Raw genomic sequence first — 23192 nt, 5'->3', positions numbered from 1 at the left:
GGGTCGGGCCGTGCGGCCGGGGCTGAGGTCGGGCCGTGCGGCCGGGGCTGAGGTCGGGCCGTGCGGCCGGGGCTGAGGTCGGGCCGTGCGGCCGGGGCTGAGGTCGGGCCGTGCGGCCGGGGCTGAGGTCGGGCCGTGCGGCCGGGGCTGAGGTCGGCGCACCGCGGTGTCCTGCCCTGCCGGTGAGCCGCGCGGGGCCATGCCGAGGGCCGCCGTCCCTTGTTCTGCGCCGCGCCGCCGGGGCGGGTCAGCGAACCGCGGTGTCATCCCCGGTGGTGAGCCGATCGATCGGGGCGGGCGGGGCCGCGGCCGGGAGGTCGACCCGAAGGAGCGCGCCACCGCGTGCGGAGCGGGCGACGGTGGCCCGGCCGCCGTGGGCGTCGACGACCCGCTGCACGATCGACAGCCCCAGACCGGATCCCGGCAACGCCCGGGCGCTGTCGGCACGGTAGAACCGGTCGAACACCCGCGGTACGTCGGCGGCGTCGATGCCCGGCCCGGCGTCGTCGACCTCGAGCACCGCCGACGTGCCCTCGGCACTCAGCCGGACCTGGACCGGCTGGTCCGCGGGAGACCACTTGCCGGCGTTGTCGATGAGGTTGAGCACCGCCCGCTCGAGCGCAGCGGGACGCCCGCTCACCCACACAGAGGTCACATCGAGCGCGACCTCGATGTCGGGCATGCGGGAACGCGCCCGGGTCGCGGCGGCCACCACCACGTCGGCGAGGTCGAGCAGCTCGGTGCTCTCGTCGCTGATGTCACCGCGCGCCAGGTCGGTCAGCTCGGCGACAAGGGTGCTCAACTCGGCCACCTGGGCGCCGAGATCGTTGAGCAGCCGGGTCCGGCTCTCCGCCGGCAGTGCGCTGTCCAGGGTGCCGCGCTGATCGAGCCGGATCAGCAGCTCGACGTTGAGGCGCAGGCTGGTGAGCGGGGTCTTGAGCTCGTGGGCGGCGTCCTCGGCGAGCAGCCGCTGGGCCCGCCGGGAGTCCCGGAGCGCGGCGAGCATGTCGTTGATCGACTGGATCAGCCGCCGGATCTCCCCACCGCCCTCATCCGGGATGTCGGCGTCGAGCTCCCGGGTGTGCGCGACACGTACCGCGGCGGCGGTCAGCCGGTCGATCGGTGCCAGCCCGGTCCGCGCCACGGTCCGCCCGACAAGGGCGCCACCGACCACGCAGAGCAGCCCGATCAGCAGCATGCCGAACCCGAACTGGTTGATCGGGCTGTCGTCGGCGACGTGGGCCACCTGGACCGCGCCGTCGCCCGCCCGCAGCGTGTAGATGAGGTAGCCGTCGTCGTCGCTGTCGTTCGACTCCATCAGGTCGGCCGACGCGCCCTGCGCCACGCGCCCGGCGTGCTCGCTGACCGGGGGCAGCGCGGGTTGGCCGGCCGGCGTCCGGGTCGAGCCGTCGGGCAGGATGACCCGCACCAGCCGACCGGCTCCGGGATACGGCGGTAGCTGGACCCGCGCCAGACCGGCGCGCTCCGCGGTCGTCGCCAGGACGCGGGAGTCGGCGCGCAGCTGATTCTCGGCGGTGTCCTGCAGCTCCCAGCCCAGTAGCTCGCTGGCCACCTGGAAGGCCACGAACACGCTGACCGCGATGGCCGTCGCCGCGATCACCGTCAGCCTGGTCCGCAGGGACCGCCGGCGCCACCATCGGGTCAGCCGGCGCGGTTCCCGGGCGGCGGGCCTGCTCACGGAGGAGTCTCCCGCAACGTGTATCCCAGGCCGCGCAGCGTGTAGATCAATCGCGGCTCACCCTCGGCCTCCAACTTGCGACGCAGGTAGCTCACGTACACCTGGAGGTTGTTGGCGGTGGAACTCATGCCGAAGCCCCAGATCGCCTCGAACAGCGCGTCGCGGGTCACGACCCGGGTCGCGTTGCACATGAGGACCTGCAGGAGGGAGAACTCGGTCCGGGTCAGGTGCAGCGGCCGCCCGCCCCGCCACGCCTCGAACCTGTCGGGGTCGAGCCGGACGTCGGCGAACGACAGGATCTGCGACTCCTCGTCGGTCGGCGTGCGCCGGCGCAGCAGGGCCCGCACCCGGGCCAGTAACTCCTCGGTGGCGAACGGCTTGGGCAGGTAGTCGTCGGCGCCCGCGTCCAGCCCCGCGACCCGGTCGGAGACCTGGTCACGGGCGGTCAGCATCAGCACCGGCAGATCCTGACCCGCGGCCCGCAACCGCCGGCAGGTCTCCAACCCGCCGAGGCGGGGCATCATCACGTCGAGGAGCAGCAGATCCAGCGTGTCACCGCCGGCCCCACCGACCCCGTCGAGCACGGCGAAACCGTTGGCGACGGTGCTGGTGTCGTAACCCTCGACCTGGAGCACCCGCTCCAGCGACTCACGGATGGACACGTCATCATCCGCGATCATGATCCGCACGCCGGCCCGCCCCCTTCCAGTCGATGCTTTTTCCGCTCATTGTCCCCGATCAACCTGAGGCGAGGATTAGAGCGTCGCTGGGGACCGCGCTCTTACGGATACCTAAGAAATGGAACCTGCCTTGGCTCTTGAGCAGGGGAGGACCAGATGACCAGCATCGCACCCGGCAATCAGAGGACGTCGGCGCCGGCCGCCCTGGGCTGAAGGCACGGTTGCACGGCATGACGAACACCGAGCCGCCGCACGAATGGGACCGGACGCTCATGGACGCTGGCTTCACCGTGGACGCGCGCGGGGCCCTTCGAGATCCGCCTCACCGCCTCCCAGGCCGGTCCGGCGTTGGGCCGCTACGCGCAGATCTGTCTGACCATGCTGCGCTCCCACGCCGACGACACGTTGGAAGCGGATGACCTGGCCGCCCTCGACCCTCTTGAACGAGACCCACCCGCTCGGCATCGTGCGCCGTGGTGACCTGAGCATCCGCACGACACGCACCACCCGGTTTCTCCGATGCCGAGTCCCGCTCTTGGGGCTCGCCCATGGCCTGAGGCTGCTGTGGCAGCGCGACGCTCCTCACATGGCCAGCGCGGTGCGCGCCAGCCCGCGCAGCCAGGCGTGGGCGTGATCGGTGTCGTAGCGCTGATGCCACGACAGATATATCGGTGCCGACGGCAATTCGAGCGGGAGGGGGAGCACGACCAGGCCGAGGTCGGCGACCGCTGACCTCGTGGTGGCTTCGGGGACGCTGACCAGGAGATCGGAGCCGCGCGCGAACTCCAGCGCGGCCGCTTCCGTGGGCGCGGTCGCCACCACGCGGCGGGTGAGATCGAGTCGCACGAGGGCGTCGTCGAGGGCGTTGCTGAGGTTTCCACGGCGCGAAACGGTGACGTGCTCGGCGGCGGCGTACCGCTTCGCGGTGACGGTCCTGACGCGGGTGAGGGGGTGCCCCTGCCTCACGACGATGACAAGGCTGGTCTCGCCCACCTTCTCGGCACGGATGTCCGGTGCGCTCGGGCGGTTGGCGTTCGCCTCCAGGTCGACCTCGCCGCGCCGCAACTCGGGGGTGTCGATGCTCGATTCCGCGACGAAGCGCAATCGCACGCCCGGCGCCTGTCCACGCACGGCCGCGAGCAGTGCGGGGCCGCTCAAGGCGACCAGGGAATCGTGCCAGCGGAGGGTGAAAGTGCGCTCCAACGTCGCCAGATCGAGTTCACGGCTCGGTGCCAGCACCCCCTGGACCTGGTGCAGCAGCTCGTGCACCTGCTCCCGGACGGCGATCGCGTACGGCGTCGGGGTCATCGTGCGGCCGGTGCGCACCAGGATCTGATCCCCGGTCGTGCGCCGGATTCGGCCCAGACTCCGGCTCATCGCGGGGGCGGTGACGTGCAGGCGCGCGGCCGCCCCGCCCACACTTCCCTCCTCCAGCAGCGCGTCGAGCGCGGCGAGGAGATTCAAATCCAATTGCATACGAGTAATCCTAGCCGTGCTTTACATGCATTTGAAGTTAATGATTGCGCTCTATACCTTCGAGACGAAAGCGCAAGAAGCAAGGCGCAGTTCGGGCCGCGACCGGCCCCATCACCCCTCCTCACACAGGAGCACCACCATGTCCGAAACGCTTCAGACCACTGACCTCCCCGCCACCGACGCCGACCTGCTCGCCCAGACCGCGATCGCCGTCCGCGCGGCCGGTGCAGCGCTGCGCGAGCGCTTCGGCGAGATGGTCCGCTACCAGACCCGCGAAGAGCTGATGCGCGCGCTCGCCGCCAACGACGACACGGCCCTCGACATCCTGCGCCCCCGCCTCACGCGCCTGCGTCCGGACGCCGGCTGGGTGGAGGACGAGCTGGACGGCGGGGCGCTGCCGCCCGGCGAATGGTGGGTCGTGGATCCGGCCGAAGGCAACGTCAACCACCTGCACGCCCTGCCGGACTGGGCGGTGACCGCCACCCTCGTGCGTGAGAACCAGCCGGTGCTCACCGCCGTCCACCTGCCGTTGACCGGCGAGACCTACACCGCGCTCACCGGCGCGGGCGCCCACCTCGACGGCCGGCCGCTGCACGTCTCCCGGACCGCGGACCTCGGCCTGAGCATCGTGGCCACCAGCCAGGCCCGGCCGGACGAGGACGAGAAGGTTGTGCGGCGCGTCGGTTCCTCGATCACCGCGATGCTCTTCGACGCGCTCGTCGTCCGCACCTCCGTGCCCGCGACCCTGCACCTGCTGAACGTGGCCGCCGGCCGGATCGACGCCTTCTGGCAGTTCGCCGGCGCCCGCGCGGACCTGCTGCCCGGGGCGCTGCTCGTCACCGAGGCCGGCGGACGGATCTCCGACACCGAGGGCCGCCCCTGGACCCCGCAGAGCGAGAGCTTCCTGGCCACCGCACCCGGCGTCCACGCCGAGGCCGTCGCCACGCTCTCACGCTGACCGCGCACCACAACCTGCACCTCAGGAAGGACCAGATCACCATGACCACGATCGCAGTTCTCGGAAACGGCCGCGTCGGCGGCAACCTGGCCACAGCCCTCACCCGGGCAGGGCATGAGGTGACCGTGGCGGACCGCACGCCGGGCGCCGCCGCCGACGCCGCCCGGACAGCCCAGATCGTCATCAACGCCACCCCGGGCGCCGGCTCGCTGGACCGGCTCGTCGCCCTGCGCGAGGAACTGCGCGACAAGATCCTCGTCGACGTCTCCAACGCCACCGTCGACGGACCGGACGGACTGCCCGTCGACCTGATCTACCGCGGCTCCAGCCTCGCCGAGCAACTCCAGGAAGCGCTCCCCGAATCGCGCGTCGTCAAGACCCTCAACACCATGCTCTTCCCGGTGATGACCGCACCGGCCACGCTCACCCAGGCGCCCGATGCCTTCCTCTCCGGCGAGGACCCGCAGGCCAAGCAGACCGTCCGCCACCTGCTCATCGAGCTCGGCTGGCGCAAGGAGTGGATCACCGACCTCGGCGGGATCCAGACCGCCCGCGCCACGGAGGCCGCCATACTGTTCGTACCGCACGTGATCCGCTCCAGCGGATTCACGCCCTTCGCGATCTCGATCGCCCGCTGATCCGCACACAGTGCACCCCCGGCGGGCCCGCATCCAGAACGGATACGACAGCTCAGCCAGGGCCGGCGATTCAGCGCCGGACGGCGACCCATGGCTCCCTTCCGGCAGTCGGCCTCGCACAGAGAAATCGGCCCATCTCACGGCGGACGCGCTTGCGAAGCTAAATCCAACAAGCCATCTCATTTGGCGGGGCGGGTAGCCTTCCGGTGTGGGAATTGTTGAGCGGCTCGTGCCGGATGAGCTGTGGAAGTTGTTCCAGCGGGTGGTGCCGGAGGCGCCGACTCGTGTTCGTCGCGTCGTCGGGCTGCACGTGGCAGCAGTTGCCGTCCGGCTCGTTCGGGCCGTCGGGGCAACCGCTCACCGGCGATTCACTGAGTGGTCGAAGGCTCGGGTGTGGGCTAAGCTCCACCGCCTGGTTCTCGACGAGCTCGGGTTCCGTCGCGAGCTGGACTGGTCCCGCTGTGCGATCGACTCGGTGAATATGCGGGCTCTGAAAAGGGGGAGGTGACAGGCCCGAATCCTGTGGACCGAGGCAAGTACGGCTCGAAGATCCACTTGATCACTGAGCGGACCGGTCTGCCTCTGTCCGTCGGTATTTCCGGTGCAAATCTGCACGACAGTCAAGCCCTCGTCCCGCTGGTTCAGGGCATACCACCGATCCGGTCTCGGCGCGGCCGACGACGACGTCGTCCAGGCAAGCTGCACGGTAACAAGGGCTGCGACTACAACCATCTGCGGCGATGGTTACGCAGTCGCGGGATCACGCCCCGGCTCGCCCGCAAGGGAAAGGACTCCAGCCAGCGGCTGGGCCAGCACCGCTGGGCCATCGAACGCACCATGGCCTGGCTCGGCGGGTGCCGGCGCCCGCACCGGCGCTACGAACGCAAGGCCAGCCACTTCCTGGCCTCCGTCAGCATCGCCTGCACCCTCATCTGCTACCGCAGACTCACCAGCACGGACGATCTTCAGGACGCGTCGGCGTAGGCGAGGTGGGCTCCGCAGACGGTGCAGCGGAAGAGCATGGCGGTTGCCCCTTCGCCCAAGCTGGTCAGGAAGCGCTCAAGTCGGCTTTCGTCGTGCCAGCTGTCGGCGTACTCCTCTGAGTGCGCCACGGAGTACGGAGATATCTGCACCAGTGTCTGCGAGTCAGGCCAGCGTGATGGGACCTTGGGATATCCGATTGCCACTGATACCCGCGGTGCCGATCATGTGCACTGAAGAGGAGGGGGTGCCGTGGGACTGTGCCTGTTCGCTGGTGATGAGGACGTCAACGGACCGGATGCTTGCTTCTCGTATGGAGGCTTCGCCCAGTTCCGTCGCCGTCTGGCTCTCGAGGAGGGGTTTGTCCTCGACGAGATGATCGGCTTCGGCGGGGACCGGCCGTGGACAGATCTCTCAACCCCTCTGGAGCCGTTTCTCAACCACCCAGATGATCACAGTGAGGACTTGTCAGTAGAGGACTGCTTTGCGGTCCTGCCGCGGCTGGAGGCCATCCTCGAACACTGGTCGAGCGAGGAGCCTCCCGATCAGGGCATGGAAAGACACATCGAGGACGCCCAGCGCCTAACAGCCGTGCTGCGCATCTGTATTGAGAAGAACGTCGATCTCTTCTTCGGATGACGAGGATCCCCACGGGGCGTCCGACCGCAGGCAGACGGAGTCGACCGGCTACTCGCTCAGGCCGCGTCATCCCGTTCGCGTTCGATGGCTGCGAGTCGGTTCTTGAGGCGGTAGCTTGGGCCGTTGATGGAGATGACTCCGCAGTGGTGGAGGAGCCGGTCGAGGATGGCGGTGGCGAGGACTTCGTCGCCGAACACCTGTCCCCATTCGCTGAATGTCTTGTTCGAAGTCAGGATGATAGAGCCTTTTTCGTATCGCTTTGAGATCACCTGGAAGACCAGGTTCGCCTCAGCGCGAGCGAGCGGCTGGTAGCCAACCTCGTCCAGAACGAGAACAGCGGGCCGCAGGTAGCTGCCGAGTTTGCTGGTCAGGCGCCCGGCCGCTTCGGCGGCGGTGAGGTTGCGGACCATGTCATCGAGGCTGGTGAAGTAGATCGAGTAGCCGGCCCGGCAGGCCGCGACTGCCAGAGCGACGGCGATGTGCGTCTTGCCCACCCCCGGCGGCCCCAGCAGGGCAGCGTTGGCCTTGGCCTCGACGAACGAGAGGGTGGCGAGGTCTTTGACCTTGCGGGGTCGAGCTCGGGCTGGAACGAGAAATCGTAGTCATCGAGCGTCTTGTGGTGCGGCAGCTTCGACAGCCGCAGGCCCTGGCGGAAGCGACGGTCGTCACGAACAGCGAGTTCTTCGGAGAGGACCAGGTCGATGAAGTCGAGGTAGCCCATCTTGGCCTCGTCGGCCCGCTGTGCGTACTGGGCCAGGGCCTCGGCCAGGTGGGGCAGACCCAGCTTGGCGGCCGTGTTGCGGATGCGGGTGGAGACCAGCTCGCTCAAGACGATTCCTTCGTGCTCGGGTGGGTGGTGAAGGGGCGGGTGCCGGTCAGCTCGTCATAGACCGACAATGGCCTTCGTCCGACCTCGACCTGGGTGGCCGCGGCCCGGTTCAGCAGGGCCAGCAGCGATCCCGCCTCGGATCCGCCGTTCTGCTGGCGCGGTGCGGGCAGATCTCCGCCGGCCGTGACGCGGCGGCCGGCTCCGGTGGGCAGACCGTCCCAGTGCCGTTCGTCCACGACCCGAGCCCCGCGGCCAGCCGCCCGCGGATGTGTGGCAAGCAGGGTCTCTCCCCGGCGGTCAGGTGTGGTGGCATGCAGGATGACCTGGGACTTCGTGGCTCTGATCTCGACCAGCTGCCGCGGCCGGATGCGTAGAGCCGGCACCGAGTAGAGGTTCGCTTCGAAGGCGACGAGACAGTCCTTGCCGACGTAGCGAAGGTGCCTCTGGGTGACCACGTATGGAGTGGCGGGCAGTGGGCGGAGGGCCATGTGATCACGGACCGCCCGCAGTCCGATGACCTCACCGTGGGTGCCGTGGACCTTGGCCCGCCGCAGCGGAACCCAGGCCGTGAACGCGGCGTTCAGTTCCTCGACGGAGGAGAAGGCGCGGCCGGCCAGGACGTGGTCGCGGACGATCAGGACCTGGCGCTCGACCCTGCCCTTCTTCACGGTTACGGACATCGGTTTTCTCCTGCGTCGTCGGGGTGGAAACGGCGTTGCCCCCGCCTGCCGGTGGTGCCGGCGGGCGGGGGCTGCGGGGGGAACGGCTAGAAGCGGAAGTACTGGTCGCCGTGGTGGAGGTCCCGGAGACGCCCTAGCGGTCCCCGTTGACGGTGACAGTGGTGCTTGAGTTGCTGTCGCGCGAGGTGGTCGTCGTGGTGGGGGCCTGGCCGTTGCCGTACCGGGGGACGTCGGGCTGCGTCGCCTCGCGGAGCGCGTCGGCTACTTGCATGGTGCCGTTGCATACGAGCGCAGGAATAGACCGCCATTACCCAGTGGCTGCGGCGCAGTAAGCCGCGACGCCTTCCTTTGGGTGCCGAGCTGTTCCGTGATCGCCTCTTCGTGGTTCGAATTCTGAGCAACGGCCAGGGTGATCGGGCTTCTTGTCATCCTGATCGAGCAGTAGAAGACACATGCAGAGACCTAATCTGCGGTCCATCACACGGCTTTCGCTCCGAGTTCAGCCATACAAGGCGGTTGCGCCCTGAACCTTCTCTCTGTGATCCACTGCTGGCAACGATCAGAGCAGCCGCGCGTTTTCCCGGATCGTCAGATCCGACTTTCCGATCCGAAGAGCACCTCAGATGCTGAAAGGTGGGGCAACGCACCACCCTCTTCACTCCCCCCCCCGAGCACCAGAAGTGTGACCTTCGCTCCTGCAAGGTCGATACTGCCGACGACAGGATCGCCAGCCGGCTCGCCCCGGTCACCCATCCATACCTGACACCCCGTCACCGAAGTCGGCATGAGGTCAGCATGAGTACTGCCACGACGCGCCACGGAGGGCCAGAGACCACCAAGATCGAAAACTGGTCAAACACAAGCTGGCCTGCGAAGCTGGAGTTCGAGGGCTCATCTACTAGTTTCCCTAGGAGGTACCCGTGAAGATGCTGATCAACGTCCCGGAGACCGTGGTCGCGGACGCGCTGCGTGGTCTGGCGGCTGCCCACCCGGAGCTGACCGTGGACGTGGAGAACCGGGTGATCGTGCGGCGGGACGCTCCCGTGGCCGGAAAAGTGGGGCTGGTCTCGGGCGGAGGCTCGGGGCACGAGCCGTTGCACGGGGGTTTCGTGGGTCCCGGCATGCTGTCGGCGGCCTGTCCGGGCGAGGTGTTCACCTCCCCCGTTCCCGACCAGATGCTGCGCGCGGCCGCCGCCGTGGACAGCGGGGCCGGGGTGCTGTTCATCGTGAAGAACTACACCGGCGACGTGCTCAACTTCGACATGGCCGCCGAGCTGGCCGAGGACGAGGGCATCCAGGTCGCGAAGGTGCTGGTCAACGATGACGTGGCGGTGACCGACAGTCTCTACACGGCCGGCCGGCGTGGCACCGGTGCGACCCTGTTCGTGGAGAAGATCGCCGGTGCCGCCGCCGACGAGGGCATGCCGCTGGAGCGGGTGGAGGCCATCGCCCGGCAGGTCAACGAGAACTCGCGCAGTTTCGGTATCGCGCTGAGCGCCTGCAGCACACCGGCCAAGGGCAGCCCCACCTTCGATCTGCCGACCGGTGAGCTGGAGTTGGGCATCGGCATCCACGGCGAGCCCGGCCGGGAGCGGCGCGCGATGATGACCTCCGGCGAGATCGCCGAGGCCGCCGTCGAGGCCGTGGTGGAGGACCTCCAGCCGCGCAATCCTGTGCTGGTCCTCGTCAACGGCATGGGGGCGACGCCCCTGCTCGAGCTGTACGGCTTCAACGCCGAGGTGCACCGGGTGCTCGCCCAGCGCGGTGTACCCGTGGCCCGGGTCCTCGTGGGCAACTACGTCACCTCCCTCGACATGGCGGGCGCCTCGCTCACCCTGTGCCAGGTCGACGAGGAGCTGCTGCGGCTGTGGGACGCGCCGGTGAAGACGGCGGGTCTGCGCTGGGGCATGTGACACAGGGGGTAGAGGATCACCCCGTATCTACCAGGCAAGGAGATCCAGTGCTCGATGCCGCTTTCTTCCGCCGTTGGATGACGGCGACCGCCGCGTCCGTCGACCGTGAGGCGGAACGGCTCACCGCCCTCGACTCCCCCATCGGGGACGCCGACCACGGCAGCAACCTCCAGCGCGGGTTCACGGCCGTGGCGGCCGCCCTGGAGAAGGAGGCCCCCGACACGCCCGGCGGGGTTCTCACGCTGGCCGGACGCCAGCTCATCTCGACGGTCGGCGGTGCCTCGGGGCCGCTCTACGGCACGCTGCTGCGCCGTGCCGGCAAGGCGCTCGGGGATGCCTCCGAGGTCAGTGCGGAGCAGCTGGCCGAGGCGCTGCGGACCGGGGTGGACGCGGTCATGACGCTCGGCGGTGCCGCTCCCGGCGACAAGACCATGATCGACGCGTTGGTACCGGCGGTGGACGCGCTCGGTGACTCGTTCGCGGCGTCGCGGACCGCCGCGGAGGAGGGCGCCGTGGCGACGACGCCCTTGCAGGCGCGCAAGGGCCGGGCCAGCTATCTGGGTGAGCGCAGCATCGGACACCAGGACCCGGGCGCCACCTCGGCGGCGCTGCTCGTCGCCGCGCTCGCGGAGGCCGCCGATGAGTGACGAGCGGCTTGTGGGAATCGTGCTGGTGTCGCACAGCGCGGAGGTGGCCGCGTCGGTCGCCGCGCTGGCGAAGGGGCTCGCAGGCGGCGGCCCGGCGGTACCCGTCGCCCCGGCGGGCGGTACCGAGGGCGGTGGGATCGGCACCAGCGCCGAACTGATCGCCGCGGCGGCCGCGTCCGTCGATCGCGGTGCGGGCGTCGCCGTCCTCACCGATCTGGGCAGCGCGGTGCTCACCGTGAAGGCGCTGCTCGCGGAGGGCGACGAACTCCCGGAGCAGACGCGGCTGGTGGACGCGCCGTTCGTGGAGGGGGCCGTGGCCGCCGTCGTCACGGCGGGCACCGGGGCGGATCTGGCGGCGGTGGAGTCGGCCGCCGCGGAGGCGTACACGTACCGGAAGGTGTGAGACCGGACCCGGGCACGCCGGTCGACGGTGTGCCCGGCCGGCCTGAACGGCAGCTGATGCGCCGTCACTCGCTCAGCTCCCGTCGACGAATCGCCTCGCCGCCCGCTCCCCCGCCGTCACGGCCGCCTCGTGGTCCTCGATGGGTGACACCCGGGTGTCCTTGAAGACGATGTAGGTGACACCCGAGGCGGTGCCGCCCCGGAGCGGGTGGGGGCGGATACCGAGGGCCTCGGCCGTGGCGTAGGACGCCTCCCCGATGACACCCCGCGGGCCCGTGTCACCGACGACCGCGTACTGCACCTGGTCGCGGTAGACGACGGCCACGATCGAACCACCGCCCACACCGTGGTCCCGGTAGTCCCAGATGCGGCTCGGGGCGGGCACCACGACGAAGGGGAGACGTTCGGCGCTCAAGGGGCGGCCGTCGGACTGGGAGTAGGCCGTACTGGCGGCGAAATAGGGGTCGGTGCGGTGGTTGCAGCGGGGGCCGGGGCGGCCGTCGCAGTCGATGTCCATGTCCGCCTTCCAGAAGACGGCGTCGCGGGTACCGCAGACCGGGATCTTCGCGGAGCCGCCGCTGTCCTTGCGGTACCGGCCGCGGGAGACGGGGGCGCAGTCCCGTGCCCTGGCCAGCAGGTCGGCGGCGCTGACGGAGGCCTCGCGCCCTACGGCCGGACGCCCCACCACGGGACGCCCCACCACCGGGCGCCCCACCACCGGCTGGGTACGCGGCTGTGCCGGCGTGGCGGGCGGTGTCGTCGGGACGAGCAGGGCGGCACTGGCCGCGGCCAGTGTGAGCGACTGGACACGCACGATGGGAGCCTCTCCTGAGGGGACCTGACGGACAATCAGCCCCATCTGTTCCCCCGGGGTGTTCATCCGGTCACCCTCGAAGGGCCGGACGGCTCACTCCCCCAACCACCGACAGGGGCCGGGGGCCTGAGTCCGTGTGGGACCCGGGCACCCCGGCCACCTGCGCCGACGCGGGATCTGCGACGACAGCGGTCCGCGCGACAGGCTCGAACTCCCTGGTGTTCGCCAGGAGTTCGGCCATGAGGAACCTCAGCATACGTAACCCTTCCGGGTGGCCACTAACCGCGGGGGTGACGTGCGACCGCCATGGCGATCCGTGTCACCCTCCACCACCCGCCCCCTTGATGTGGCCGCGTCAGCCGCGTCATATTGGTCCGGACCATTCCCGAGTCCCGTCCCGGGAGGCAGTGTCGTGCGACGCGTTCTCGTCCCGTTCCCCGCTCCCGCCCCGCTCCTGTGGCGCGTCGCGCTCTGCGGGGCCCTCGCCCTGCTCGCCGCCTGCGGCTGGACCGGAGCGGAGGACAAGGACGTCGGTGGTGAGCCCGGGGCGCCGACGGGCGTCACCGCACAGGCGGGCAGCGCGACGAGCGTGCACGTCATGTGGAACGTGACCGCGCGGGCCGATGTCTACGAGGTGTATCGCGGCACCACGAAGGTCAGGGAAGTGCCGGGTCCGACGCACATGGTGGACGTCACCAGGCTCCGGCCGTCCACGCTGTACGTCTTCACCGTACGGGCGAGGGACGCCGACGGTCGGCTCGGCCCGCCCAGCCGTCAGGTCCGGGCGCGGACCCCCGCGGCCGTGGCGGACGACCGCTCGGCGCCGACCCGCCCCTCGGCGCCCGGCGGACGCGCGGCCGGAAGCCGGGCGGTCCAGCTGTCCTGGTCCGCATCGACGGACGACCGGGACGTGGTGTCCTACGACATCCACCAGGGGGCCGCGAAGATCCACAGCGTGAGCGGGGACCAGACGGCCGCCGTCGTCACGGGGCTGCGGCCAGGCACGTCCTACGCGTTCACCGTCCGGGCCAGGGACGCCGCGGGCAACGTCTCCCCCGCCAGCACCGCCGTCCGCCTCACCACCCCGGGCACGGACGACGGCCGCGCCACGGCCCCCACCGGCTTCCGGGCGACGACCCACCGCGAGGACGGGGCGTACCACGTCGATCTGAGCTGGGTGCCGCCGCGTGTGGACGGCGAGATCACCGAGTACCAGATCCAGCTCGACGGCCGCCCGGCCACATCCCTCGTGTACGGCGGGAGCGCCCCGCGCGAGCGGGCGACGCACAGTTTCTACGTCGGGCAGGACGCCGGTATCACCCACCGCGTCCGCCTCCGGGCGATGCTGCCGGACGGCACCTGGGGCGGCTTCTCGGCCGAGCGGAAGGTGACCACGGGCACGCGGCGGCAGTAGCGACGGGCGCGTGGCGATAGCGACAGGCGCGTGGCGGCAACGCGGGAGCACGCCGGCCCTCGGCGATGCGGCGATGCGGCGATGACACAGACACCACCGCGTCGCCGCCACCCCTACGGCGACGCCGCAACCGCGCCGGCCGGCCACTGACCGCCGTCACCTGCACGGCGGCACCCGGCGTGCGGCCCGGGCCCCGGGAGCTTTGGCTGGCCCCTGAGGCAGCACGGGCGATTCCCGACCCTCGGCGGCGCTAGGGATGTACCGCCAACCGTGCCGCCGGAGGGCAGTCCACATGCGCAAATCATCGTCAGTTCTCCGCTCCGGCCTGACCGTGGCAGCCGCCGCTCTGCCCCTCGCCCTGGCCGCGGTCCCCGCAGCGGCGGGCCCGGGCATCTCCGTGAGCACCACGGGCAACACGGTGTCGGTCACGACCAGCGCGTGCACCCAGATCAACGGCAGTTGGGGCACCGCCTCGCTGCTAACCAGCAGCCAGGGCAGCTTCGCCCAAGGGCGCCAGGTGACCCTGTCGGGGACGTCCACAAGTCAGTCCGCCGCCTGGTCGAGTGTCAGCGCGGGGACGTACACCGTCATCGTGATCTGCTCGGACGGCACGACCGCCGGGACCCAGTCCGTCGTCGTCTCCCCGACCCCCTCCCCCTCGAGGTCCGCGTCCCCGTCGGCGTCGGCGTCGCCCTCTCGCGGCGTGATGGGCGGTAGCGGCGGAAGCGCCACGGACTACGGGACCGTCACGCTGGTCGCGGGCGGCACGCTGGTCGGGGCCGGGCTGCTCGGGACTGCCTGGTACCTGCGCCGGCGCAACAAGCCGTACCGGTTCTGACCCGGTACGGACGGCGGCCCGCCCTCCCGAAGCGCTCCGGCCGGGCGGGCCACCGTCACATCCCGGTCCCGGTCAGGCCGGGCTGGTCGGCTCGCCGTCCGGGAGTTCGGCGAATTCCGCCACGGCACGGCTGAGCCACTGGGTCCAGAAGGTCTCCAGGTCGATACCGGCCCGCAGCACCAGATGCCGCAACCGGTCCTCGGTGCCGTCCCGGCCGGGCGGGAAGTCGCGCTCCTCGATCTCCCGGTACTCCGCCAACTGCCGCTCGTGCAGCCGCAGATGGCGTCGCAGATCCGCCTCCAAGCCCGCCGTGCCGACCACGGCCGCCGCCCTCAGCCGCAGCAACAGCGTGTCGCGGTGCGGCTTGGGGTCCTGGGAGGCGGCGGTCCAGCGGGCCAGTTCGGCGCGGCCCGCGGTCAGGACCTCGTAGCTCTTCTTCTGCCCGCGCGCCGGCTGCTCGGACGGCAGGGCCCGGATCAGGCCGTCGGCCTCCAGTTTTCCCAGCTCGCGATAGATCTGCTGGTGCGTCGCGGACCAGAAGTACCCGATCGACCGGTCGAACCGGCGGGTCAGCTCCAGGCCCGACGACGGCTTCTCGAGCAGGGCAGTGAGGATCGCGTGCGGGAGTGACATACCAGCCATCCTAGGGACGGACGGCAGGCCCCCTACAGCGCCGCCGCCAGCTCGGTGCCCTGCTTGATGGCGCGCTTGGCGTCCAGCTCCGCGGCCACGTCGGCGCCGCCGATCAGGTGCGTGCTGCGCCCGGCGGCGACCAGTTCCTCGTACAGACCCCGGCGCGGCTCCTGGCCGGTGCACAGCACGATCGTGTCGACCTCCAGCACCGTGCTGGCGCCGTCGACCGTGACATGCAGTCCGGCGTCGTCGATCCGGTCGTACTGAACACCCGGGACCATGGTGACGCCGCGGTGCTTGAGTTCGGCGCGGTGGATCCAGCCGGTGGTCTTGCCGAGTCCGGCGCCGACCTTGGAGGTCTTGCGCTGGAGCAGGTGGACGGTGCGCGGCGGGGCGGGCCGCTCGGGCGCGGCGAGGCCGCCGGGGGCGCGGTAGTCGAGGTCGACGCCCCACTGGCGGAAGTACGTCGCCGGGTTCTCGTGGGCCTTGTCGCCGGAGTCCGTGAGGTACTCGGCGACGTCGAAGCCGATGCCGCCCGCGCCGAGGATCGCGACCCGGTCGCCGACGGGGGCGCCGTCGCGCAGGACGTCGAGGTAGCCGAGGACGCTCGGGTGGTCGACGCCGGGGATGTCGGGGGTGCGCGGGCTGACGCCGGTGGCGACGACGACCTCGTCGAAGCCGTCGACGTCGGCGACCGTCACGGGGGTGTTCAGCCGTACATCGACGCCGTGCCAGTCGAGCTGGGTGCGGAAGTAGCGGAGCGTCTCGTCGAACTCCTGCTTGCCGGGGACCTTGCGGGCGACGTTGAGCTGCCCGCCGATCTCGCTCGCGGCGTCGAAGAGGGTGACGTCGTGGCCGCGCTCGGCCGCCGAGACCGCGCAGGCGAGGCCGGCCGGTCCGGCGCCGACGACGGCGACGCGTTTGCGCAGCCGGGTCGGGGAGAGCACGAGTTCCGTCTCGTGGCAGGCGCGCGGGTTGACCAGGCAGGAGGTGATCAGGCCGCTGAAGGTGTGGTCGAGGCAGGCCTGGTTGCAGCCGATGCAGGTGTTGATCGCCTCGGGCCGGCCGGCCTCCGCCTTGATGACGAAGTCCGGGTCGGCGAGCATCGGGCGGGCCATCGACACCATGTCGGCCGCGCCCTCGGCGAGCAGTTCCTCGGCGAGTTCGGGGGTGTTGATGCGGTTGGTGGTGACGAGCGGGACGGACACCTCGCCCATGAGCCGCTTGGTCACCCAGGTGTAGGCGCCGCGCGGCACGGAGGTGGCGATGGTGGGGATGCGGGCCTCGTGCCAGCCGATGCCGGTGTTGATGATCGTCGCCCCGGCGGCCTCGACGGCCTTGGCCAGGGTGATCACCTCGTCGAGCGTCGAGCCGCCCGGGACGAGGTCGAGCATGGAGAGCCGGTAGACGACGATGAAGTCCTCGCCGACCGCCTCGCGCACCCGGCGCACGATCTCGAGCGGGAAGCGGGTGCGGTTCTCGTACGAGCCGCCCCAGCGGTCGGTGCGCTGGTTGGTGTGCCGGGCGATGAACTCGTTGATGAGGTAGCCCTCGGAGCCCATGATCTCCACGCCGTCGTAGCCGGCGTGCCGGGCCAGGCGGGCGGCGCGGACGTAGTCGTCGATGGTCCGCTCGATGTCGGCGTCGCTCAGTTCGCGGGGCGGGAAGGGGCTGATCGGCGCCTGGATCGGGCTGGGCGCGACGAGGTCCTGGTGGTAGGCGTAGCGGCCGAAGTGCAGGATCTGCATCGCGATCCGGCCGCCCGCGTGGTGCACGGCGTCGGTGATGACCCGGTGCCGCTCGGCCTCCTCCTCGGTGGTGAGCTTCGCACCGCCCTCGTAGGGACGTCCCTCGTCGTTGGGTGCGATGCCGCCGGTGACGATCAGGCCCACTCCCCCGCGGGCGCGGGCGGCGTAGAAGGCGGCCATGCGCTCGAAACCGCCGTCGGCCTCCTCCAGGCCGACGTGCATGGAGCCCATGAGGACCCGGTTGGGAAGGGTCGTGAAGCCCAGGTCGAGGGGGGTCAGCAGGTGCGGGTAATGGCTCATCGGGGGCCCTCCGTGCGCGGTGTCGTCCCCGTAGTTGTAGAGGCTACCGACGCTTTATGCAACTAGTTGCATAAGGTGATGGAGGGCACAGCAGGGCTACGACCTGGGGATCACCGGCTCTCGAGGCGTACGTGCAGTTCCTTCTCCTGGTCGCCGGGGACCGTGGTCAGGTCCTGCACGGCGAACAGGGAGTCCAGCCTCATGCGGAACTGTTCGATCGCCCAGTAACCGCCGTGCAGATCGGCGTCGACGGAGGACGACAGCCGGGCCGGCCGGGCGCCCTCGTGTGTGTCGGCGACGTCGAAGGTGCCGAGCCACACGGTCGGACGGGTCTCGTGCAGTTCCTCGGGCACGTCGTCGGCGCACCGGTCCGACTCGAAGCAGGCGCACAGCGTGTCGAACACGATCCGTGCGTCGTGCTTGCTGCATCCGCTGATCTCCACCGACACGGAGTGGGGGTGCGGTCGCTCAAGGTCCATCGTGACCCTCCTCTGTAGGCCCCGCTGCCGAATCCACCCCTACCCCAGCAAAGCACCACCTTCCGGCGAGCACTACCGGCGGGAGCTCCGGTTGTGGTGACCGGTTTGCGGGGCGGTGCGCGCCGTGTTGGGAGATGGTGGAAGGTGACGGAAGGGGCCTCGAGAAACGGCTCCGCGCGGTAGAACATGGGGTGTCGGCACCATGGCGTGCCGCGAGGATCGGCGAAGGCGGGGCATGGGATGAGTGCAGCCGGGTCTCCCGTGGCCGAGGGCGACGAGCCCCCGCGCGGGTCGGCGCGACCGAGCGGGCTGCTCGACGTCCTGCGCGTGGCCTCGGTGGTCCTCGACTCCGAGGGCCGCATCGTGCTGTGGAGCCCGCAGGCCGAGGAGCTGTTCGGGTACGACGCGCGCGAGGCGCTCGGCGAGTACGCCGCCCGGATCATGGTCCACGAGGAGCACGTCGACCTCGTGGTCAAACTGTTCGCGGACGTCATGAGCACCGGGCAGAGCTGGGCCGGGGCCTTCCCCATCCGCCGCAAGGACGGCGGCACCCGGCTCGTGGAGTTCCGCAACATGCGGCTGCTGGACGACGAGGGCGATGTCTACGCGCTCGGTCTGTGCGCCGACCAGACGACCGTGCACCGGCTGGAGCGGGAGGTGGCGCTGTCCACCCGGATGATCGCGCAGTCCCCGATCGGGCTGGCCGTGCTGGACACCGGGCTGCGGTACGTCTCGGTCAACGCGGCGCTGGAGGAGATCAACGGCGTACCGACCGAGGAGCACCTGGGCCGCACGGTCCACGAGGTGGTGCCGCAGATGGACGTCGAGGCCCTGGAGGCCGCGGCGCGCCGGGTCCTGGAGACCGGCACGCCGGTCGTCGACCAGTCCACGATCGGCCGCACCCCGGCCGACCCGGACCAGGACCACGCCTGGTCGATCTCGCTGTACCGGCTGGAGAACGCCTTCGGGACCGTGCTGGGCGTGGCCGTCTCGATCGTCGACGTCACCGAGCAGTACCGGGCGGGCATCGAGGCCGAGGCCGCGCGGCGGCGTCTGGCCCTGATCGCGGACGCCTCCGGACGGATCGGCACCTCGCTGGACCTGGACCGCACGGCCCACGAGCTCGCCGAGGTGGCCGTGCCGGAACTCGCCGACATCGCGGCCGTCGACCTGCTGGACGCGGTGGTGCGGGGCCGGCGCACCAGCCTCGGCCCCGCCGAGTCGGCCGTGATCCGCGCGCTGGCGGTCCAGGGGTACGAGTCGGCCGAGGCCCTGGAGGCGGCCGACCCGCCGGGGCAGGTGGCCCGGTACGGGCCCGACCGGCTGGTCACCGAATGCGTGCGTACGGCCCGTCCCGTGATGCTGCCGCAGGTCAAGGACACGGATCTGCCGCGGATCGCCCGTTCCCCGCAGGCCGCGGAGCTGCTGGGCCGGGCCGGGGTGCACTCCTATCTGGCGGTGCCGCTGATCGCGCGCGGTGAGGTGCTGGGCGCGCTGGATCTCAAGCGCACCCGCAATCCGCTGCCGTTCTCCGAGGACGACCTGCTGCTGGCGCGCGAGCTGGCCGCCCGGGCGGCGGTGCAGATCGACAACGCCCGCTGGTACCAGAGCGCCCGCGACACCGCGCTCACCCTCCAGCGCAGCCTGCTGCCCAGCCATCCGCCGGTGACGGGCGGTCTCGAGGTCGCCTCCCGCTACCAGCCGGCCGGGGCCACGAGCGAGGTCGGCGGCGACTGGTTCGACGTCATCCCGCTGGACGGCGGCAAGACCGCGCTCGTCGTGGGCGACGTGATGGGCAGCGGCATCCCCGCGGCTGCGACCATGGGCCGGCTGCGTACGGCGACCAACACGCTGGCCTCCCTCGACCTCGACCCGGCCCGGCTCCTGGAACACCTCGACAAGATCACCGAAGGGCTGGAGCAGGCCATCGCCACCTGCGTCTACGCCGTCCACGACCCGCATCTGCGGCAGTGCCGGATCGCCAACGCCGGACATCTGCCCCCGGTACGCGTCCGGGCCGGCCGGCCTCCCGAACTGCTCGACCTGCCGACCGGGGTGCCGCTCGGCGTGGGCGGCGTGCCCTTCTCGACGACCACGGTCGACCTCGAGCCGGGCGACCGCCTGGTCTTCTACACGGACGGCCTGGTCGAGACCCGCCGCGACCCGCTCGACGACCGCCTCGACACCCTCCTGTCCCTCCTCGACAGCCCCGACCGCCCCCTGGAGGAGGTCTGCGACCTGCTCCTGCGCACCCTCCACGAGCCGGACAACTTCGACGACGTGGCCCTGCTCATCGCACGGGCCACGGACCCGGACCGATCGGCACCTACCGCCTGACCCCGATCACCACGTGCGCGTACAGCTCCTCGGAGACGGCCAGGCGGGCCGTCAGACCGCTGCGTTCGAAGGCGGTGACCGCGGCCGGTGCCTGGTGGCGGCTGGTCTCCACCAGGACGCAGCCGCCGGGGGCGAGCCAGCGGGAGGCCTCGGCGGCGACCCTGCGCAGGACGTCGAGGCCGTCCGCGCCGCCGTCGAGGGCGACCAGGGGCTCGTGGTCACGGGCCTCCAGGGGCAGCAGGCCTATCTCGTCGCTGGGCACGTACGGCACGTTGGCCGCGAGGATGCCGACGCGGCCGAGCAGCTCAGCTGGCAGCGCCTCGAACAGGTCGCCCTGGTGGACGTGACCACCGGCGGCGGCGACATTGCCGCGGGCGCAGCGCACGGCGACGGGATCGATGTCGGCGGCATGCAGCTCGACGCGGCCCAGCCCGGCGGCGAGCGCCGCACCGACGGCACCCGAGCCGCAGCACAGGTCCACGACGACGGCGGCGCCGGGCGCCTGGGCAAGGGCCTGTTCCACCAGGAACTCAGTGCGGCGGCGCGGAACGAAGACACCGGGGGCGACGGTGACACGCAGGCCCCAAAACCCTGCCCAGCCGACGACGAGTTCGAGGGGCAGCCCCTCCACCCGGCGCTCGACCATGACGGCGGCTTCGGCCGGGGTGCGCGCGGCGGAGAGGATCAACTCGGCCTCGTCCTCGGCGAAGACGCACCCGGCGGTGCGCAGGGCGTCGGCCATCGAGTCACGGGACAACGGCGCGGAGGGCGGGACAGAAGACACAGACGGCATGGAAGCCAAGAGCCTTTCGAGAGCCGAAGGGCGCTCCGGCGGCCGCCTACAGGCGGCGATCCGCGCGACATCGAGGAGTGAGCACCCGAGCTGACACAGCGGTAATGGGTCTCACCTCCTCGTCTTCCGACGGCCGGGATGGTCCACAGCCGGACGGCAACACTACCCGACGGACCGGCCGCCCGGTACGGGACCGGGACCGGCCCCCACGGGCAATGGTTGGCCCATGCAACCATGGATGGTGAGCAGCAGCGCAGTGCGGCAGGACCGCGAAGGAGGCCTGGTGGACGCAGCGGACGCCGTGGAGACCATCCAGCGGGAGATGACGGCCTTCGCCCGCCGTGCCCGTGCCGCCGCGGGTCGGATGCACCCCGAGCTGTCGCTGGTGTCGTACACGCTGCTCGGGCATCTGGAGGAGAGCGGCGGCTGCCGTGCCACCGACCTGGCCGCCCACTACGCCCTGGACAAGTCCACCGTCAGCCGCCAGGTGGCCGCCCTGGAACGGGCCGGTCTCATCGCGCGCCGCCCCGACGCGGAGGACCAGCGCGTCCTGGAGCTGCATCTGACGGTCGCCGGCCGGCGCATCCTGGCCCAGGTCACCGAGAGCCGCCGGAGAGCCTTCCGGGAGCGGCTGGCGGACTGGCCGGCCGAGGATCTGACGCGGTTCGCCGAGTGCCTCGTGCGCTACAACGCGGACTCCGGGCCCGGCCGGAAGGGCTAGGGCGCACCGCGCGTACGGTTGAATGCGCAATCACTGATCACCCCGGCCCGGCGGGGCACCGTCGGCCCGGTCCGGAGGCAGCCACCCATGCACATCACCAGAGGCTTCACCGGGCGACCGCGCGTCGACGACCCCGGTCTGCCGCCCGGCCAGTACGACGCGGGCGACGACTGGCCCGTCCTGTCCGCCGAGGTCACCCCCGACCTGGCACCCGCCGACTGGACGTTCCGCGTCGACGGCCTGGTGGACGCGCCCCGCACCTGGGACTGGGAGGAGGCGCACCGGCTGCCGCCGTCGGCGTACGAGGGCGCCGTCCACTGCGTGACGAGCTGGTCGAAGTTCGGGGTGCGGTTCTCGGGTGTGTCCCTGGACGCCTTCCTCGATGTGGTCAGGCCCCATGGGTCGGCGACCCATGCCGTCGCCTACTCGCACACCGGCTACACCACGAACCTCCCGCTCGCCGACCTGACCGGCGGGCGGGCCTGGATCGCCTGGGAGTACGACGGCAGGCCGCTCGCCCCCGAGCACGGCGGTCCGGCGCGACTGCTGGTGCCGCATCTGTACTTCTGGAAGAGCGCCAAGTGGATCGCGGGCCTGCGGCTCCTCGACCATGAGGAGCCGGGTTTCTGGGAGCAGAACGGCTATCACGGGCGGGGCAACCCCTGGGAGGAGCAGAGGTACTCCGGTGACTGACACCTTTGTGCCGCCCACGCGGTTCGCCGTGCCCGGGCGCATCGCCGTGGGCGAGCAGGCCGCCGCCGTGTGGCAGACCGCCACGCTGACCGAGATCCGCCGCGAGACCCCGCGCGCCGCCACCTTCCGCCTCGCCGTGCCCGGCTGGCCGGGGCACCTGCCCGGCCAGCACCTGATGGTGCGGCTGACCGCCGAGGACGGCTACGCGGCCCAGCGCCACTACTCGATCGCGTCCGCCCCGGACGACTCCGGGCACATCGAGCTGACCTTGGACCATGTCGAGGGCGGCGAGGTCTCGGGCTGGTTCCACACCGTCGCCCGGGTCGGCGACCGGGTCGAGGTGCGGGGCCCGGTGAGCGGCTTCTTCGCCTGGCCCGGCGACCGGCCCGCGCTGCTCATCGGCGCCGGTTCCGGTGTCGTACCGCTGATGTCGATGGTCCGGCACCACCGGGCGCGCAACCTGACCGTGCCGCTGCGGCTGGTGGTGTCCGCGCGCAGCCCCGAGGAGCTGATCTACGCCCGGGAGTTCGGCGCGGAGACGACGCCCGTCTTCACCCGCGCCGCGCCGGAGGGTGTGCCGGTGGGACGTATGGCCGCGGCACATGTGGCGCCGCTCCTGGCCGAGCGGCCACCGGGTGGGTGGGAGGCCTATGTGTGCGGCTCCAACTCCTTCGCCGAGCATGCCTCCCGGCTGCTGGTGACGGCCGGTCAGCCCGTGGATCGCGTTCGGATCGAGCGTTTCGGCTGATCTCCGGGATCGGACCGACGGCCCGGCGCCCCGTACCGGAGCCACGACGAGCGATCGATGCGCGTCGGAGGGGGTACCCGACTCCTGCGGGCACTCGCTCGCGTGGCATGACGCGGAGGGAGCGGCACCGCC

23 protein-coding genes and 1 pseudogene are annotated in these 23192 nt (G+C 71.0%); 13 read left to right on the top strand and 11 right to left on the bottom strand.

Features of this window, described 5'->3' with window-relative positions; all coding sequences use genetic code 11:
- Nucleotides 1–247 precede the first annotated feature (247 nt).
- The 3 genes from KJK29_RS36850 to KJK29_RS36840 all read right to left on the bottom strand — a co-directional run bounded on the left by KJK29_RS36850 (nt 248) and on the right by KJK29_RS36840 (nt 3855).
- Complete coding sequence (locus KJK29_RS36850) at nt 248–1699, bottom strand: sensor histidine kinase (RefSeq protein WP_215123644.1); 1452 nt, start codon at nt 1697–1699, stop codon at nt 248–250.
- Entirely contained in the window at nt 1696–2388 is a 693-nt protein-coding gene (locus tag KJK29_RS36845; RefSeq protein WP_285439961.1) for a response regulator transcription factor, read from the bottom strand. The genes KJK29_RS36850 and KJK29_RS36845 overlap by 4 nt, the downstream gene beginning before the upstream one ends.
- 573 nt (nt 2389–2961) lie before the next feature.
- The gene (locus KJK29_RS36840; RefSeq protein WP_215123641.1) at nt 2962–3855 is read right to left on the bottom strand and encodes a LysR family transcriptional regulator; all 894 of its coding nucleotides are present in this window, start codon (nt 3853–3855) and stop codon (nt 2962–2964) included.
- A 139-nt stretch (nt 3856–3994) separates the two neighbouring features.
- On the opposite strand from KJK29_RS36840, the gene KJK29_RS36835 reads away from it, so the two are divergent.
- The 4 genes from KJK29_RS36835 (at nt 3995) to KJK29_RS36820 (ending at nt 7071) form a co-directional block, all read left to right on the top strand.
- Nucleotides 3995–4813 carry an inositol monophosphatase family protein gene (locus KJK29_RS36835; RefSeq protein WP_215123639.1) on the top strand — a complete coding sequence of 273 codons (819 nt, stop codon included), beginning with the start codon at nt 3995–3997 and terminating at the stop codon, nt 4811–4813.
- Between the two features lie 41 nt (nt 4814–4854).
- A complete protein-coding gene (locus KJK29_RS36830) occupies nt 4855–5451 on the top strand; it encodes an NADPH-dependent F420 reductase (protein WP_215123637.1) in 597 nt (198 codons plus the stop codon).
- Between the two features lie 208 nt (nt 5452–5659).
- Nucleotides 5660–6435 (top strand): IS5 family transposase gene (locus KJK29_RS36825; protein WP_370869184.1). Its coding sequence is split into 2 segments (ribosomal slippage): nt 5660–5948 and nt 5948–6435, totalling 777 coding nucleotides; the frame shifts between segments, so codons are not numbered across the junction.
- Nucleotides 6436–6684: 249 nt separating this feature from the next.
- Nucleotides 6685–7071 (top strand): hypothetical protein, encoded by a 387-nt coding sequence (locus tag KJK29_RS36820; RefSeq protein ID WP_215123635.1) that lies wholly within the window; start codon nt 6685–6687, stop codon nt 7069–7071.
- A 56-nt stretch (nt 7072–7127) separates the two neighbouring features.
- Here KJK29_RS36820 and istB read toward each other — a convergent pair.
- The 3 genes and pseudogenes from istB to KJK29_RS36805 all read right to left on the bottom strand — a co-directional run bounded on the left by istB (nt 7128) and on the right by KJK29_RS36805 (nt 8851).
- Nucleotides 7128–7900, bottom strand: a pseudogene (gene istB, locus KJK29_RS36815) (IS21-like element helper ATPase IstB).
- On the bottom strand, nt 7897–8580 hold the full coding sequence (locus KJK29_RS36810; RefSeq protein ID WP_251058035.1) for a Mu transposase domain-containing protein: 684 nt from the start codon (nt 8578–8580) through the stop codon (nt 7897–7899). Before KJK29_RS36810 ends, istB begins: the two are co-directional and overlap by 4 nt.
- Nucleotides 8581–8713: 133 nt before the next feature.
- Nucleotides 8714–8851 carry a hypothetical protein gene (locus tag KJK29_RS36805; protein ID WP_215123633.1) on the bottom strand — a complete coding sequence of 46 codons (138 nt, stop codon included), beginning with the start codon at nt 8849–8851 and terminating at the stop codon, nt 8714–8716.
- Between the two features lie 649 nt (nt 8852–9500).
- On the opposite strand from KJK29_RS36805, the gene dhaK reads away from it, so the two are divergent.
- From dhaK to KJK29_RS36790, 3 genes are read left to right on the top strand one after another with little or no spacing between them, the layout of a single operon-like run.
- Nucleotides 9501–10493 (top strand): dihydroxyacetone kinase subunit DhaK, encoded by a 993-nt coding sequence (gene dhaK, locus KJK29_RS36800; protein ID WP_215123631.1) that lies wholly within the window; start codon nt 9501–9503, stop codon nt 10491–10493.
- Between the two features lie 47 nt (nt 10494–10540).
- Nucleotides 10541–11140, top strand: coding sequence for a dihydroxyacetone kinase subunit DhaL (gene dhaL, locus KJK29_RS36795; protein ID WP_215123630.1), 600 nt, complete (start codon nt 10541–10543; stop codon nt 11138–11140).
- A complete protein-coding gene (locus tag KJK29_RS36790) occupies nt 11133–11543 on the top strand; it encodes a PTS-dependent dihydroxyacetone kinase phosphotransferase subunit DhaM (protein ID WP_215123628.1) in 411 nt (136 codons plus the stop codon). Before dhaL ends, KJK29_RS36790 begins: the two co-directional genes overlap by 8 nt.
- 72 nt (nt 11544–11615) lie before the next feature.
- Here the strand turns inward: KJK29_RS36790 and KJK29_RS36785 are convergent, their stop codons facing one another.
- The gene (locus KJK29_RS36785) at nt 11616–12356 is read right to left on the bottom strand and encodes a glycoside hydrolase family 75 protein (protein ID WP_215123621.1); all 741 of its coding nucleotides are present in this window, start codon (nt 12354–12356) and stop codon (nt 11616–11618) included.
- A gap of 412 nt (nt 12357–12768) precedes the next feature.
- Between KJK29_RS36785 and KJK29_RS36780 the strand changes: the two genes are divergently transcribed.
- Nucleotides 12769–13770 carry a fibronectin type III domain-containing protein gene (locus KJK29_RS36780; protein WP_215123619.1) on the top strand — a complete coding sequence of 334 codons (1002 nt, stop codon included), beginning with the start codon at nt 12769–12771 and terminating at the stop codon, nt 13768–13770.
- A gap of 292 nt (nt 13771–14062) precedes the next feature.
- Nucleotides 14063–14608: a hypothetical protein gene (locus KJK29_RS36775; RefSeq protein WP_215123617.1), complete on the top strand. Its 546-nt coding sequence runs from the start codon at nt 14063–14065 to the stop codon at nt 14606–14608.
- A 72-nt stretch (nt 14609–14680) separates the two neighbouring features.
- Here KJK29_RS36775 and KJK29_RS36770 read toward each other — a convergent pair whose 3' ends face one another.
- From KJK29_RS36770 to KJK29_RS36760, 3 genes are all read right to left on the bottom strand, one after another.
- Nucleotides 14681–15241, bottom strand: a complete 561-nt coding sequence (locus tag KJK29_RS36770; protein WP_215123615.1) for a PadR family transcriptional regulator — start codon at nt 15239–15241, stop codon at nt 14681–14683.
- Nucleotides 15242–15273: 32 nt separating this feature from the next.
- A complete protein-coding gene (locus KJK29_RS36765) occupies nt 15274–17289 on the bottom strand; it encodes an NADPH-dependent 2,4-dienoyl-CoA reductase (protein ID WP_215123613.1) in 2016 nt (671 codons plus the stop codon).
- A gap of 110 nt (nt 17290–17399) precedes the next feature.
- Nucleotides 17400–17768: a hypothetical protein gene (locus tag KJK29_RS36760; RefSeq protein WP_215123612.1), complete on the bottom strand. Its 369-nt coding sequence runs from the start codon at nt 17766–17768 to the stop codon at nt 17400–17402.
- A 240-nt stretch (nt 17769–18008) separates the two neighbouring features.
- Between KJK29_RS36760 and KJK29_RS36755 the strand changes: the two genes are divergently transcribed.
- Nucleotides 18009–20105, top strand: a complete 2097-nt coding sequence (locus KJK29_RS36755) for a SpoIIE family protein phosphatase (RefSeq protein WP_215123610.1) — start codon at nt 18009–18011, stop codon at nt 20103–20105.
- On the opposite strand, the gene KJK29_RS36750 is transcribed toward KJK29_RS36755, so the two are convergent.
- Entirely contained in the window at nt 20095–20898 is an 804-nt protein-coding gene (locus KJK29_RS36750) for a putative protein N(5)-glutamine methyltransferase (protein ID WP_215123608.1), read from the bottom strand. The genes KJK29_RS36755 and KJK29_RS36750 overlap by 11 nt on opposite strands.
- 283 nt (nt 20899–21181) lie before the next feature.
- Here KJK29_RS36750 and KJK29_RS36745 point away from each other — a divergent pair, with 283 nt between their 5' ends.
- The 3 genes from KJK29_RS36745 (at nt 21182) to KJK29_RS36735 (ending at nt 23060) form a co-directional block, all read left to right on the top strand.
- A complete protein-coding gene (locus tag KJK29_RS36745) occupies nt 21182–21619 on the top strand; it encodes a MarR family winged helix-turn-helix transcriptional regulator (protein WP_251058034.1) in 438 nt (145 codons plus the stop codon).
- Between the two features lie 87 nt (nt 21620–21706).
- Nucleotides 21707–22312 (top strand): sulfite oxidase-like oxidoreductase, encoded by a 606-nt coding sequence (locus KJK29_RS36740; protein ID WP_215123606.1) that lies wholly within the window; start codon nt 21707–21709, stop codon nt 22310–22312.
- On the top strand, nt 22305–23060 hold the full coding sequence (locus KJK29_RS36735; protein WP_215123605.1) for a ferredoxin reductase: 756 nt from the start codon (nt 22305–22307) through the stop codon (nt 23058–23060). The genes KJK29_RS36740 and KJK29_RS36735 overlap by 8 nt, the downstream gene beginning before the upstream one ends.
- Nucleotides 23061–23192 lie beyond the last annotated feature (132 nt).

The organism is Streptomyces koelreuteriae (genome assembly GCF_018604545.1).
GTDB lineage: Bacteria > Actinomycetota > Actinomycetes > Streptomycetales > Streptomycetaceae > Streptomyces > Streptomyces koelreuteriae.
Note: the sequence above shows the minus strand (reverse complement) of the source record. Positions and strands in the feature narration are given on the sequence as shown.